The organism is Acinetobacter uliginosus (genome assembly GCF_044130295.1).
Taxonomy (GTDB): domain Bacteria; phylum Pseudomonadota; class Gammaproteobacteria; order Pseudomonadales; family Moraxellaceae; genus Acinetobacter.
Window position 1 is genome coordinate 1 of the sequence record NZ_JBIQOC010000012.1, and the last position, 14,969, is coordinate 14,969.

General features: G+C 42.6%; 13 protein-coding genes and 1 rRNA gene. 7 read left to right on the plus strand and 7 right to left on the minus strand.

All coding sequences use genetic code 11. The annotated features are described in order from the left end of the window. From rrf to ACE01T_RS03950, 6 genes are all read left to right on the plus strand, one after another. A 5S ribosomal RNA gene (rrf, locus tag ACE01T_RS03925) occupies positions 1-97 on the plus strand; the annotation flags it as partial. 328 nt (positions 98-425) lie between these two features. Further along, on the plus strand, positions 426-1,787 hold the full coding sequence (locus ACE01T_RS03930) for an MFS transporter (protein WP_180174282.1): 1,362 nt from the start codon (positions 426-428) through the stop codon (positions 1,785-1,787). A gap of 342 nt (positions 1,788-2,129) precedes the next feature. Further along, positions 2,130-3,479, plus strand: coding sequence for an aromatic acid/H+ symport family MFS transporter (locus tag ACE01T_RS03935; protein WP_166170489.1), 1,350 nt, complete (start codon positions 2,130-2,132; stop codon positions 3,477-3,479). An 87-nt stretch (positions 3,480-3,566) separates the two neighbouring features. Next, entirely contained in the window at positions 3,567-4,046 is a 480-nt protein-coding gene (locus tag ACE01T_RS03940; protein ID WP_349928166.1) for a DUF8453 domain-containing protein, read from the plus strand. A gap of 33 nt (positions 4,047-4,079) precedes the next feature. After that, on the plus strand, positions 4,080-4,403 hold the full coding sequence (locus tag ACE01T_RS03945) for an ankyrin repeat domain-containing protein (protein ID WP_395518787.1): 324 nt from the start codon (positions 4,080-4,082) through the stop codon (positions 4,401-4,403). A 318-nt stretch (positions 4,404-4,721) separates the two neighbouring features. Beyond that, positions 4,722-5,906, plus strand: a complete 1,185-nt coding sequence (locus ACE01T_RS03950; protein WP_395518788.1) for a PQQ-dependent sugar dehydrogenase — start codon at positions 4,722-4,724, stop codon at positions 5,904-5,906. A gap of 710 nt (positions 5,907-6,616) precedes the next feature. Here ACE01T_RS03950 and ACE01T_RS03955 read toward each other — a convergent pair. The 5 genes from ACE01T_RS03955 to ribF all read right to left on the minus strand — a co-directional run bounded on the left by ACE01T_RS03955 (position 6,617) and on the right by ribF (position 12,234). Beyond that, complete coding sequence (locus ACE01T_RS03955) at positions 6,617-7,159, minus strand: NADPH-dependent FMN reductase (protein WP_166170499.1); 543 nt, start codon at positions 7,157-7,159, stop codon at positions 6,617-6,619. Between the two features lie 153 nt (positions 7,160-7,312). Continuing rightward, the gene (locus ACE01T_RS03960; protein WP_395518789.1) at positions 7,313-7,795 is read right to left on the minus strand and encodes an FKBP-type peptidyl-prolyl cis-trans isomerase; all 483 of its coding nucleotides are present in this window, start codon (positions 7,793-7,795) and stop codon (positions 7,313-7,315) included. After that, entirely contained in the window at positions 7,788-8,330 is a 543-nt protein-coding gene (gene lspA, locus ACE01T_RS03965; RefSeq protein WP_086196606.1) for a signal peptidase II, read from the minus strand. Before lspA ends, ACE01T_RS03960 begins: the two co-directional genes overlap by 8 nt. Continuing rightward, positions 8,323-11,169, minus strand: a complete 2,847-nt coding sequence (gene ileS, locus ACE01T_RS03970) for an isoleucine--tRNA ligase (RefSeq protein WP_395518790.1) — start codon at positions 11,167-11,169, stop codon at positions 8,323-8,325. The genes lspA and ileS overlap by 8 nt, the downstream gene beginning before the upstream one ends. 63 nt (positions 11,170-11,232) lie before the next feature. After that, positions 11,233-12,234, minus strand: a complete 1,002-nt coding sequence (gene ribF / locus ACE01T_RS03975; RefSeq protein WP_395518791.1) for a riboflavin biosynthesis protein RibF — start codon at positions 12,232-12,234, stop codon at positions 11,233-11,235. Between the two features lie 319 nt (positions 12,235-12,553). On the opposite strand from ribF, the gene ACE01T_RS03980 reads away from it, so the two are divergent. Further along, positions 12,554-13,117 (plus strand): 5'-methylthioadenosine/S-adenosylhomocysteine nucleosidase family protein, encoded by a 564-nt coding sequence (locus tag ACE01T_RS03980; RefSeq protein WP_166170507.1) that lies wholly within the window; start codon positions 12,554-12,556, stop codon positions 13,115-13,117. Between the two features lie 79 nt (positions 13,118-13,196). Here ACE01T_RS03980 and ACE01T_RS03985 read toward each other — a convergent pair whose 3' ends face one another. Both ACE01T_RS03985 and ACE01T_RS03990 read right to left on the minus strand, forming a co-directional pair. Further along, complete coding sequence (locus ACE01T_RS03985) at positions 13,197-13,811, minus strand: TetR/AcrR family transcriptional regulator (protein ID WP_086196602.1); 615 nt, start codon at positions 13,809-13,811, stop codon at positions 13,197-13,199. Between the two features lie 346 nt (positions 13,812-14,157). Next, positions 14,158-14,967, minus strand: coding sequence for an ABC transporter ATP-binding protein (locus tag ACE01T_RS03990; RefSeq protein ID WP_180043995.1), 810 nt, complete (start codon positions 14,965-14,967; stop codon positions 14,158-14,160). Positions 14,968-14,969: the final 2 nt, after the last annotated feature.

Here is a 14,969-nt window from a genome sequence, read left to right on the forward strand (position 1 = left end):
AGTGAACCACCTGATCCCTTCCCGAACTCAGAAGTGAAACCTCTTAGCGCTGATGGTAGTGTGGGATTACCCATGTGAGAGTAAGTCATCGCCAGCTCATTATTCCTTAAAAAGCCCCCTCTAATGAGGGGGCTTTTTTTATCGGTAAAGAAAAAGATGTAATTCAAAAAGAATAATTCAATTTTGCTTTTATTGATTCAAATTCAAAATTGTCAATTTAAGAATGGTTAAAAACTAAACCCAAGGGTCTAGGATTTTGGTCATTTTTAATACTTTAGTAGAGTGTTTACTCAAAAATGGCTGTGTTCAACTGAGTCAGTTACGAAAGCATGCTGCTATAAATCATTAAAAATAATAAAAAGATTACAGGTCATGTGCTGTGTCGTAGTAATCACAATGAATTAAAACTCACAGGAGGTGGGGATATGGCAATGAATACAGTCAATGTAAATGATGTTATTGATAAAGCTGAATTTAAGACCTTTCATTTTAAGGTCGTGTTTTTGTGTTTGGTAATTATTCTGTTTGATGGTTATGATTTGGCAATTAATGGAGTAACTTTACCACTATTAATGAAGGACTGGGGCCTCAGTGCTGTTCAAGCGGGAATGCTGGCCAGTACAGCTCTTGCAGGCATGATGTTTGGCGCGATGCTATTCGGTACTTTGGCGGATAAAATTGGCCGTAAAAAAGTGATCCTGACCTGCGTGGTGTTATTTAGTGGATTTACCTTTGCGGGTGGATTTGCTTCAAATCCAACAGAGTTTGGTGCTTTACGTTTCCTTGCAGGGTTGGGCATTGGCGGGGTATTACCCAACCTTGTTGCTTTAACTTCAGAATATGCTCCGCAGCGTTTAAGAGCAACACTGGTCACCACGATGTTTAGTGGCTATGCGGTAGGCGGTGTAATGGCAGCGCTATTTGGTGCCTGGTTTACTCCGAATTTTGGCTGGCAAATTATGTTCTTTATTGCAGGCGTACCATTATTGCTGTTACCGCTGATCTGGAAATTTCTGCCTGAATCGTTAACCTTTTTAGTCAAGGCTCAAAAGGATGAACATGCACGAAATATCTTGCAGCGTCTTAGCGCAAATTTAGTCTTGAATGCACAAACTAAATTTGAACTGAGTGAAGTTAAAATTTCTGAACCTGCTTTTGTCAGCAGCTTGTTTAAGCAGGGGCGTGCAGGCAGTACGCTGTTGTTCTGGCTTGCATTCTTTATGTGTCTGTTAACGCTATACGCGTTGGGCAGCTGGTTGCCAAAGCTGATGATGGCAGCAGGTTACTCAATGAATAACAGCTTGATGTTCCTACTTGCGATGAATATTGGTGCGGTAATCGGTACAGTTGGTGGCGGTATTCTTGCAGATAAATTCCATTTAAAACCAGTCATTATTACTTTATGTTTATCAGGTGCTGTGGCTTTATCTTTACTTGGCTTTAAATCTCCACAACCTGTGATTTATTTACTGGTTGCAGTTGCTGGTGCATCCGCGATTGGTTCACAAATTTTGCTTTATAGTTATGTCGCACAGTATTATCCGCTAACCGTACGTTCAACGGGTATTGGCTGGGCTTCTGCAGTTGGACGTACTGGTGCGATTATCGGACCAATCCTGATTGGAATGTTGCTGGGTATGGAATTGCCACATCAATTTAACTTTATGGCAGTCGGTTTACCGGTAATTGTTGTGGCACTTGCGGTAGCATTGATTGTTCGTCAAGACAAAGTGGTAAAAGCTGATCCATTAGCGGTGAAAAAACTGAACACTCTAAAAGCCCAATGATCGTATTGTGATCAGAATCTTTAAGCGTTAAATATTTCAAAAATATCTAAACCTCTTCAAATGAAGAGGTTTTTTTATGCTATTTCATAAAAGATTAAACCAATCAAAAAAATAATCGAGCTAGAAGGCCTGAATAGCCCAATTTAATTATAAAAATGATCATAAATTAATCTAATAATAATGTGATATATCAATCAAATAAATGTTATTTCAGTGATCATAGAAGAATATCAATTAGTCTTATTGTGCGTTAAATCCGGCTTGCGTATATTGCGTCGAATTAAATATTCAGCCGAATATTTAAAGGATGTTACGGACAAGTACTCATGGGAGATGAGAACGATGACAATGGAAACTGTAGATATAAATTCTGTAGTCGACAATGCGAAATTTACGCCTTTTCACTTCAATGTAGTTGCTTGGTGTTTACTGGTAATTTTATTTGATGGTTATGATTTGGCAATTAATGGTGTAACTTTACCACTATTAATGAAGGACTGGGGCCTCAGTGCCGTTCAAGCGGGAATGCTTGCCAGTACAGCTCTTGCAGGCATGATGTTTGGTGCGATGATCTTTGGTTCCCTGGCGGACAAGATTGGTCGTAAGAAAGTCATCATGATCTGTATTGTTTTATTCAGTGGTTTGACCTTTGCTGGTGGTTTTGCCTCGAATCCAACTGAATTTGGTATGTTACGCTTCCTTGCCGGTCTGGGTATTGGTGGTGTGATGCCGAACCTGGTGGCACTGACTTCTGAATATGCTCCACAAAAAATGCGCAGCACACTTGTGACCACCATGTTTAGCGGTTATGCGGTTGGTGGTGTGATGGCGGCATTATTAGGTTCATGGTTTACGCCTGATTTTGGTTGGCAAATCATGTTCTTTATTGCAGGTATTCCTTTATTTTTACTGCCTTTAATCTGGAAATTCTTGCCTGAATCTTTAGCGTTTATGGTAAAGCAAAACAAGCAGGCTGAAGCACGTCGTATTGTGCGTCGCTTGTCGCCAAATACCAAGGTTACGGATCAAACCACATTTACTTTGCCACAGGAAAGTGTACCTGAAGCGGCAAACGTAGTGAGCCTGTTCCGTCGTGGCCGTGCAACCAATACCTTATTGTTCTGGGTTGCGTTCTTCACCTGCTTACTGACCATGTATGCCTTGAGCAGCTGGTTACCAAAGCTGATGATGGCGGCAGGTTACTCAATGGATAACAGCCTGATGTTCATGATGGTGATGAATGTCGGTGCAGTTGTCGGTATTGTGGGTGGCGGTATTCTTGCAGACCGTTTCCACTTGAAACCTGTATTGATGGTCCTCGGTATGATGGGTGCGGTTGTGATGAGCTCAATGGGCTTTGCGTCTAACCAATTCCTGCTTTACATCTTGGTGTTCCTGGCGGGTGCAGCATCGATTGGTTCGCAAATGTTGCTGTATAGCTATGTTGCGCAGTTCTACCCACTTGCGGTACGTTCTACCGGTATTGGCTGGTCGTCTGCGATTGGTCGTATGGGTGCGATTGTAGGACCGATCCTGATTGGTGGCTTACTCGGTATGAACTTACCGGCACATTTCAACTTTATTGCAGTCGGTTTACCGGTGCTAATTACTGCGATTGCAGTGGCATTGATTATGCATGACGATGAGTCTGAAAAGATTGGTTCAGCTGAACCGGCAGTGTCTAAAGCTTAAAAGTTAAGTTTAAAAAGAAGCCTCCGAAAGGAGGCTTTTCTTTTGAGTGTTTACAGTTTAATTTTATAAAAAAGACAATGTATTTTTATGACAACATCCATTTTAATTAGTATTTTCTCAGTCATCATTTCCTTACTATCTTTATCATTTGCTGTCTATGCATGGAGAAATGCCAATAGACCTTTGCTTACAGCAAGGGTGACAACACATGATGGGGACAATAATGGAATCGCGTTAAATTTGTTAGTCGAAAATACTGGGAATCGACCTGCAAAAGATATTTCTTTTATTGTAAAAAAAGAAGATGTAATAAATGCTTCTTTGAGTCGAGATATACCTCCTGATGCATTAAGATGTTTTTTTAATGATATTTCAGTACCTGTCTTAGCCAATAACAGAGTCATTACGAATGCCTTTTGGCATTTGGGGCATAATAATTCATGGATACCTAATGCTAGATTTCCTATTCTAATTATTTATCAAGATTTAGATGGACGGAAATATAAGGCAAAAATGGATTTATATTTGGCTGATGATGCAGGTTTTGCACAAACTTATTGGAACTAGTAGTTACTTCTGAACATAAAAAGGCGTATCAAAATGCAATTTAATTCTATCTCTCCAATCCCTGAAGATGATGACGAACTGCATCTTCCTGAACTGGTGTATTGGGCATCTCTTGGTGATATTGATCAGATTGAGCAGGCTTTGCAAGAAGGCCTGGACGTCAACTCTGCGGATGAAGAAGGCTATAGCGCCTTACAGGCAGCAGCTGAAAATGATCATTTAGAAGTCGTTAAACTATTGATCAGTAAAGGTGCAGATATTGATCATCGCAGTACCTATACGGCTTTAGAGCTTGCTGAAATGGCAGGCAATAAAGAAGTCGTAGCTTACCTTAAAAGCTTAAAAGGATTATCTTGATAAAAAAGAAGCCCCATCATCCTGATAGGGCTTCTTTATATGGGTTGCCTAGGTATAACTGCTGTCGTACCTCACATCCTGATGCTCAAACTTTATTATTGTTGTTTTCTGTTTGGGAAACGTCCTGTTTCCTTATGAATTTAGAATAAGACATTTATCTTGAGGCAGATAGAGGCCAATAGAACCATTTTGTGTACGCTATGTCTTACATAACCCACCAGACCAAATGAAAGTTTGTTACCAATAAAAAATAGTGATTTTCAATATTGTACTTAGAATAAAACGGGTGAGCTCTTTGAATGGCAGAGGATAATCAGAATGAAAATATTCCGACAGCATATGCTGAGCACCATCATATTGATCAGTACATCAGGTTTAACCGCATGCAATGCACAAACTGACGCTGTAAGTCCGGCATCCAAGTCAGCCGCAGAAACTGCAACTTCCAAACCTTCTTCAGGTTCAGTCAATCAAAGGTATAAACTGACGCGCATCGCAGAATTTAATGAACCCTGGGCCATGACAGGGCTGAAGGATGGCCGTTTACTGGTCACTGAAAGAAAGGGAAAGTTACAGCTATTTGACCCCAAAACCAGACAAAAAGTTGAAGTCAAAGGCCTACCTAAAGTGGCCTATGGCGGGCAAGGCGGCTTGGGCGATATCGCCTTGCATCCACAATTTGAACAGAACCATATCATTTACTTCAGTTATGCCGAAGCAGGACAGGGGGGCTACGGGGCTGTGGTGGCACGTGGTGAATTAGATTTATCTAATAGTCAGCAACCGCAAGTTAAAAATTTAAAAACCATATGGAAACAGGTACCTAAAGTACCAGGACAGGGACATTATGCCCATCGGCTCCTGTTTGGTCAGGATGGAAAGTTATGGATTAGCTCGGGTGAACGCCAGAAGTTTGATCCTGCGCAAAATATGCAATCCAATTTAGGCAAAATATTGCGTTTAAATGAGGATGGCACACCTGCCTCAGGTAATCCGTTTAGCGATCAGGGCGAGATTGCAAAACAAGTCTGGTCGTTGGGGCATCGTAATCCATTAGGCATTGCATTTGATGTGCAAGGAAAACTTTGGGTGGCGGAAATGGGACCGAAAGGCGGGGATGAACTGAATCTGATTGTAAAAGGTGAAAATTACGGCTATCCGCTGGTTTCAAATGGCGATCATTATGATGGCAGAGATATTCCTGACCATCATACCCGTCCTGAATTTAAAGCACCTGAAATCAGCTGGACACCTGTCATTTCCCCATCCAGCCTGATTTTTTATAACGGTTCCCAATTTCCAGCATGGAAAAATAAGGCCCTGATTGGTGGCTTGTCTTCCAAAGCGATTGTGGTAGTAGATACGGCGATGAAACCTGTGACTGAAGTACAGCGCGTGGATATGAAGCAACGTATCCGTGATTTGCTGGAAGCCCCGGATGGTTCAATTTGGGTGCTGGAAGATGGTAACAATGCCAGACTGCTGAAAATGACTGCGAAATAAGGTGATTAATAGATATCTTTCATAAATCAAAAATATGTTCAATCTTAATTTTTTTAATTCAGCACAGCCTCATTTGATGGATTTCATTTTGATGCCTTTGCGTAGGCAATATTGAATCAGGCTGCGTAATGTTCATCCGTATTAAACGGATTGGCCTGAATCTGGATTAGTTTACGGTTGCCTTGTTTGCCATTCATGCCCCAATCGGCAATCCTGATATTAACCACAAGGGTGACATCACCTTTCTGTCATTGTAGTCACAGGACATCACGTTAGGTACATGGCATCAAAAAAGGTCTGCTTGTCTTGAGCGTTCCATTTTATTATTTTGTTGAGGATGGCTGGAATAATTCTGAGGGTTATTCTAATGATTCCTCATTTTTCTATGCTTGTGATTATAGAGTTTGAAGTTTCAATAGCATGTAAACTTTAATCGTCTAAGTTGAAGGTTTCGCTAAATACTCAGCCCGATCAGCATCATGCATAAAGAAAAAACCCCGACATCCTGTCGAGGTTTTTTATATTCTTTCTAAGGTATAACTCCTGTCGTACCTTGCAGCATCCTGCTGTTATATCACTTATCTTTCTAGTTGTAAGTTTAGAGACTTCCTGTCTCGGTATGAGTTAAATATATCGTGAAAGATAATGTGTGAAAAGTAGATATATTCTTCAACTCTTGTAAGCTTAAACGTACAACGATTTTCTAGGTATCAAGTGCTTACGTATTGAATCAGTTTATCCAGTACACTTTTTAAAGCTTTTTCATCAAACTCATTCGGTTCAAATTCTTCGGTTTTATTACGTGAAAAAATATCGCGAATTTCAATCACTGCATTACTGTCCACTAAGCCAAGTTGCGTTCCGACCTGGCGAATCTGGTCGATGGAACGGGAGCCATTGGTTGCACCATAGCCAATATAGGCAGCCGGTTTACCTTGCCATTCCTTACCGACGTAATCGAGGGCATTTTTAAGCGCCGGGCTATAACCATGATTATATTCAGGACTGATAAAAATAAAGGCATCGCCCGAAGCAACCTTGTCTGCCCAGTCCTGCTGTTTGGGTTGATCATAAATGCCGGTCAAGGGAGGATGGCTGCCGGCAAAAATTGGCAGATTCCATTCTTTTAAATCAACCAGTTCTGCCTGAACCGTACTCAAATTGGCCTGATCAATACTGCGCTTGACCCAACGTGCCACTTTAATGGCAGTCCGACCTTCACGCACGCTACCCACGACAATATATATTTTCATGTATAGATCCTAGATTTTTTGAATTGTCATCTTTAACTTATTATGAATATTATTTATTGAATATTAAGGATTTGTATCTTTAACTATCGCTGTAAGCAGAAAATAAAAAAGCTCCCGAAGGAGCTTTTAAAAAATCATGCGTTAGATGATCTTTTACATCAGTTTAATAGCTTGCTGACCAGCAGGGGTCACTTTAAAGATTTCCACTTCAAAGGTAATGTCCTTGCCTGCAAGCGGGTGATTAAAATCAATTTCAGTAATATCTTCACCGACTGATTTCACCACACCAAATAGACTTTGCTTGGCTTTATCTTCAAATTCAATCATATGACCCACAACAGGAGGCTGTTCGAATTTAACGGTGTCAAACTTTTGTACGTTTTCAGCATTCCATGGACCAAAAGCTTCTTCTGGTGGAAGACTCACGGTACGACGGTCCCCGGCACGTAGACCAAACAGGGCTTTTTCGAAACCCGGCAATAAACTGCCATCACCCATTACCAGGCTGACAGGCGTTTCACGACTACGGGTGTTGTCAATTTCCACACCATTTTCAATGGCGACCGAAAAATGCAGCTCGACTTTAGAGCCTTCTGCAATTCGGGTTTCTTCATTTGGATTAATAAAATCAGTCATTTTGTTGCGCTTCCGCACGTTGAATACGGTGTTTTTCCAGGAAAAACGTATCGATCAGGAGCAAGATAGTCCCCACGGTAATGGCACTATCGGCAATATTAAAAGCAGGAAAGTGGCTGTTATTGTAGTAAACGTGAATAAAATCGACCACATAACCCAAGGTTACCCGGTCAATCAGGTTACCGATGGCGCCACCCAGAATCAGGGCAATCGCCATAGGTAAAATCACAATTTTTTTTGGCATACGCATCAGCCAAAATACAAAAATTACAGACACTAATGCTGCCAGTGAAGTAAAGAAATAGCGTTGCCATCCACCGGCATCGGACAGGAAACTAAAGGCTGCGCCATAGTTATGTAGCAATGTCCAGTTTAAAAAGGGCAGTACAGGGACCGGATCTGCATAATTCAGATGCGTCGTTGCAAACCATTTGGTCCATTGATCCAGAATAATTGCCACAATGGATAATCCGACCCACACCAGATTGTGCGGGTAGAACTGGAATAAGCCCTTTTTATTTTGCGGATTAGGCATACTTTCTCTCTTCGCCTTGACCTGTAGGAAGGTTAATAATACAGCGAGAACAAAGGCCTGGATGTTCATGATGTGTATTCACATCAGGCAGTACATGCCAGCAGCGTGCACATTTCTCACCATCGGCTGCAGAGACTTTGACGCGTAAACCTTCCAGATCAGTGGCTTCACCTTGCGCTGCATCAAAGGCATTTACAGTAACTTGAGAGGTGATCAGGACAAAACGTAATTCGTCACCTAACTGATCCAGTACCGTTTTCAATTCAGCATTCGCCCAAAGTTCAACTTTGGCAGACAGGTTAGAACCAATCAGTTTGGCATTACGTGCTGCTTCAATTTGCTTGTTGACTGCAGATTTAACGCTAATTAAAGTCTGCCAGTCAGCTTCTGAAACCAGGTTGGCTGTTGAAGCGACTGGAATGTCATACCACTCGGCAGTGAACACGTATTTCTCGCTTTGACCTGGAATTAAAGGCCAAGCTTCTTGAGCAGTAAAGCTCAAGATCGGTGCCATCCAGCGAACAAAGGCTTGTACCAGGTGATACAAGGCAGTTTGTGCAGAATGACGGGCTTGTGAATCCGCTTTGGTGGTGTACTGACGGTCTTTGATGATGTCGAGATAGAAACCACCCAAGTCATTGATACAGAAGTTAGTCAAGGCATTTGTGACGATATGGAAGTTCATATCTTCATACGCTTGCTGAATGGTTTTTTGTACGTCCGCAGCACGTTGCAGGATGTATTGATCCAGCGCGATCAATTGATCGACTGGCAAAGCATCCGTTGCAGGCTGGAAGCCATTCAGGTTGGCCAGCAAGAAACGTAGCGTGTTACGGATACGGCGGTAACCATCCGATGCACGGCTAAAGATTTCTTTACCGGCAGTCATTTCATAACGGTAGTCGGCAGATGCAATCCAGAAACGTAGACCATCGGCACCCATGTCTTTAATGATGTCTTGCGGGGTAATGATGTTACCCAGTGATTTAGACATCTTGCGGCCTTTTTCATCGACTACGAAGCCATGAGTCAACAATCCTTTATACGGTGCGCGCTCGTTAATCGCAATTGAAGTCAACAATGAAGACTGGAACCAGCCACGGTGCTGGTCTGAACCTTCAAGGTACAAATCAGCAGGGTCTTGCAGTTCTTCACGTTCACGTAATACCGCGTAGTGCGTTGTACCTGAGTCGAACCACACGTCTAGCGTATCGCGTACCGCATTGTAGTGTTCAGCATCATCACCGATGAAGTCTTTCGCTTCACGGTTGTACCAGCCATCAATGCCTTCCTGTTCGATCAGCTTCGCAACTTCTTCGATCAGTTCAGGGGTACGCGGATGCAATTCGTTGGTGTCTTTATGCACGAAGAACGGAATTGGCACGCCCCAGGTACGTTGACGCGAGATACACCAGTCCGGACGGCCTTCAATCATCGCCTGGATACGGTTTTTACCCCAATCCGGTACGAAGCTGATGTCATTTTCAATGGCATTCAAAGCACCTTGGCGTAAGCCTTTGGCATCCATGCTGATGAACCATTGTGGGGTAGCACGGAAGATAATCGGGGTTTTATGACGCCAACAGTGTGGGTAGCTATGCTTGATTGGGTGATGCGCCCAAAGTTTGCCCGCTTCACTTAATGCTTCAATGATTTTTGGATTGGCTTTATAAATGTGTTCACCGGCAAAAATAGGTGAAGTTGGCAGGTAAACACCATTACCACCGACCGGATTATCGACTTTTAGGTTGTATAATAGGCCGACTTTATAGTCGTCCACACCGTGGCCTGGCGCGGTATGTACTGCCCCTGTACCACTGGTTGCAATGACGTGTTCACCCAGGATGACCGGTACTTGACGATCAGCGATTAACGGATGTTGCAGTTGCAGGTTTTCAAGTTTTGCGCCGGTAAAATCGGCAATCACTTCAACAGTGCTAAAGCCATAACGTTCAGTCGCAGATTCAACCAGATCTTTGGCCAAGATAAAGTTTTGCGGTTGTTTATCTTCACCACGTGCTTTGACCAATTGATATTCAATTTCAGCATGCAGGGCAACGGCCTGGTTGGCAGGTAATGTCCAAGGTGTTGTGGTCCAGATCACGATGTCAGTGCAGTCAGTTACTTGAACGCCTAAACGTGCAGATAGGTCTGCTAAATCAACCACGCTGAAACCGACGTCAATCGCGTCTGATTTTTTGTCTTCATATTCAACTTCAGCTTCAGCCAATGCCGAACCACAGTCCAGACACCAGTTCACCGGTTTTAAACCCGGTTCGATATGGCCTGCTTTGGCAATTGCACCTAATGAACGCACGATGTCGGCTTCTTGTTTGAAGTTCATGGTGAGGTAGGGGTTATCCCAGTCACCGAACACGCCCATACGCACGAAGTCTTTTTTCTGTAATTCAACCTGGGTGTAGGCATACTCACGGCAGTGCTTGCGGAAAGTGGCGGCATCGACTTTCACGCCGACTTTGCCGACTTTTTCTTCAACTTTCAGTTCAATAGGCAGACCGTGACAGTCCCAACCCGGAACATAAGGGGCATCATAACCATCCATCACGCGGCTTTTGATGATGATGTCTTTAAGGACTTTGTTGACGGCATGGCCTAAATGGATTTGACCGTTTGCGTACGGAGGGCCATCATGAAGCACATATTTTTTCTTGCCAATACGCGATGCACGAATCTGCTGATAAATGTTGTCGGCATACCACTCTTCTAACCATTTTGCTTCACGTACTGCCAGATTTGCTTTCATTGCAAATTCAGTACCTGGGAGGTTTAGCGTGGCTTTATAATCCACTGCATTTTCAGGAGTTTGCTTATCGCTCATGCAAGTTGTCTTCCAATTTAATCAGTCTGAGGCTGACGCGTTTTACAATAAAAAATCTGGGATTTAAAAGGGAAAATGCGGCGTGTTTTGTCGAAACTCAAGCAGTTTCTCAACATCGTCATCAATTCCGGCTTTTAATGCTTCAAGCGAAGGGTAGTCCTTTTCGCCATGTAAATAGTTCAAGAATGTCACCCGCATTAACAGGCCATACAGATTAGCAGAAACATCAGGAAAATGTACTTCTAATCGCCATTCCGGATGGACTTGTTTGATGGCCGGTCGGGTACCGACATGTCCGGCACCGAACAGGGCGGTAGGTTCATAGCCTGCAATGCCTGATTTTTCAGGATTGTCGGCTTTCACTTTATCTTTTAACGATAGGGTTTCACACATCACCTCTACGCCGTAAATGCCTTTCAAGCACGGTTTATGACGGTTTAGCGCGACATTAATGGTTGGAAAATCAAGGGTTCGTCCAATCTGGTCACCGTATTGTACCCGACCGGTGATGCTATAGGGACGGCCAAGTAATTTGGCAGCAAGGGCTAAATCGCCTGCTTGCAAGGTCTGGCGAATACGGGTCGAACTGACGCGTTCACCATCCAGTGCAACCGTAGTTAAGTTGGTGACCTGAAAACCATAGGCTGTTAAAAATTCACTATTGCCCTGACGGTTTTTGCCAAAGTGGAAGTCATCGCCCAGAACCAGATGTTCTGCATTAAGTTTTACTTTTAACAGTTCAGCAAAGCTTTCAGCATTTAGACTGCGGAAATGGTTATCAAATTTTGCAACGGCAATGTAGTCCACGCCCAGTTTAGTCAGATATTCCACTTTTTCACGCAGTGAGGTAATACGTGGAGGAGCATCATAACCCTTAAAAAACTCCAGAGGTTGCGGCTCAAAAATCATCACCAGCGTTTTTAAATTTTCTGCGGCTGCCAGCTGTTTTAACTGGCTAATCATTGCCTGATGGCCCAAATGTACACCGTCAAAATTACCAATGGTTACGGCCGTTTTTGGCAATTGAAAATTGGGCGCTAAAGCATTCAGGCGGAGCAGCTTCATGGGCGAATCAATAAGTGAAAAGTTATCAGGGCTATATATTGCCATAATCTTACGCGTTCGTCTTGTTGTTGTGTTTTCATACAAAAAAATATTAAATTTCTTGCAAAAATAGTATTTGAAAAAATCTGCATCCAGAAGATTCATTGCATGGAATGGCTTCGAAATCGGTGATGACAAGAAAAATAAATTTAAATATTCAAGTGAATCGGGGGATCAAATTTTTGTACGGGAACGTGCTTATGATTTTAAATTTGCACTTAATTGGTAATTCTTTTCTAATGTGCACAATTTTAAATTTGCGCATCGATAAGGTTTTGCTATGTCTGATCTGGCTTTAATTATGGCTTTGCCCAGTGAATCTAAAGGTCTGTTTGAACAGGCAGGTATCGAAGTCCATTACAGCGGTATAGGCAAAGTCAATGCGGCATTTAAAGCCTTCGAGGTGATTCACAAGACTGGTTGCAAGACCCTGCTCAATTTGGGTACCGCCGGAAGTTCGCATTTTAATGCGCATGAACTGGTAGAAGTCAGCACCTTTGTGCAACGGGACATGGATGTATCCCCGCTTGGTTTTGCAGTCGGGGTTACGCCTATGGATGAGGATCATCCGGCAGAAATTCATTTGCAGTCCTATTTTCAGCATTTGCCTCAGGGTATCTGCGGAACAGGGGACAGCTTTGAAACAGGCTTACCCAAAGTACCATGCCATCTGGTCGATATGGAAGGCTATGCCATGGCCAAAGTCTGTAAAAAACTGGGGGTAAGATTCGTTTCTGTAAAATATATTACCGATGGGGCCAATGAAACTGCGCATCTGGATTGGGAAGAAAATTTATTGTTGGGTGCGAAAAAACTGTCAGAATTATATCAAACGATAAAATAAGATGGGTAACAGTAGTAATTTGGCGACCATAGAAGGCTATGGTCGTATGCCAAAATTATCCTTGAGGATAATTTAACAGTTATGAACGAGGAATGACGCCATATAACATCATATGTACAGTATGTTGAATACAACGTTGTTGCATACTGCGGTTGCGTAAGGTTTTACCCGTGACCATTTCCATTTGCGTGGCAAAATCTGCATAGTTTTGCGTCAATGCCCAAATATTCAAAATCAGCAGTTCAGGATCAATTTCTTTGGCAATTTTCCCCTGTTCCTGCCATACGCTAATCACTTTAGCCTTGCGCTTAAACAGTTTCTTTAAAGGACCTTTTAGAATTGGCAAAATATGGGGTGCACCTTGGATCACTTCCAGCGCAAACAGGCGGGATGCTTTCGGTTGAGTACGTGACACTTCAATTTTTTGCAATAAATAATTGGTAATCGCTTCTTCAGGTTCCAACTCTGATTCCAGCATTTGCAGTGGCGCAAGCCATTTCTGTAGAACGGTGGTGAGCACTTCTACATATAAAGCTTCTTTATTTTCATAATAATAGAAAATATTCGATTTATGCATTTCAGCAATCTGAGCAATCTCGTCTAAGCTTGCCCCATTAAAACCGTAAAGGGAAAATACATCGAGTGCAGCATTTAGCAATTGATGTCTTTTTTGTGTACTCTTTTTTTGTTCCATTGGCAAATTTAAAAAAATTAAAGGGGAAAGGCAAATTGTACGGCAAATCGACAGATTTGTGCATTACTAAAAATTGCATTTTTATCATAATTGATAGTTTATTCTGTAGGTTAGCTATTTAATGAGTTAAAAATCCTATAGAACCTACCGATAGGCAATGATTGCATTTCTTATATAAATGATTAAATGGGATTGATTTTTTTGGTAAATGATACGACTGGTTTTTTGTGTTTAGATTTGGTGCAGTTTTAAAAAAACTAAAGAGTATGTTTAAGCTGGACTAAAAGATGCATAAACCGAGGAAGGATAACGGATCGTTTAGATTCGTTATCGCCGTGTTGCATGCTCAGGTTGCCAATACAGCCTTTAATACTTGCTGTTCCAGCTCGGTAAATGAGTAATCTTTTTTACGTGGTCGAGGCAAATCCACTTTAAACTGCTGGGCAATGTGCCCCTTATCTAACAGGATAATCCGGTCGGCCAGTTGTACGGCTTCACTGACATCATGAGTGACTAAAATGGCGGTAAAGCCCTGTTCAGTCCAGAGTTTTTCAATCAGGTTCTGCATGTCCAAACGGGTGAGTGCATCCAGCGCACCTAAAGGCTCATCAAGCAGCAAAATGCGAGGTTTATGCGATAAGGCTCGGGCCAGTGCAGTACGCTGACGCTGACCGCCTGAAAGTTGTGATGGCCAGAGTCCGGCCTTTTCTTTCAAGCCGACTTTTTCCAGTAGTGCAGAAGCGTTGGCTTGCTGTTCTTTGGCTAAACCCAATTGTACATTTTGCTCAATGCTACGCCACGGCAACAGTCGTGGGTCCTGGAACATGACCCGAATGTCATCGCTGGTGATGCCTTCGCGAATATGACGTGCTGATTTAAACTTGATTTCGCCATAGCTCGGTTGTTCCAGATCGGCAATCAGACGCAGCAGGGTACTTTTACCGCAGCCACTGCGTCCGACAATGGCCAGGAATTCACCCGGTTGAATGTGCAGGTCCAGATCTTCCAGAACTTTCACTTCGCCATAGAATTTGTGCAGCTGTTCGATCAGAATTTCTGCACCCACCACAGCGTTAGGATTGATATCTGTAGGGTCAGGTTGTTGCGATATTGAGCGTTCTTCAGATACATGACGCCCGATGCTTAAATCAGTCATGT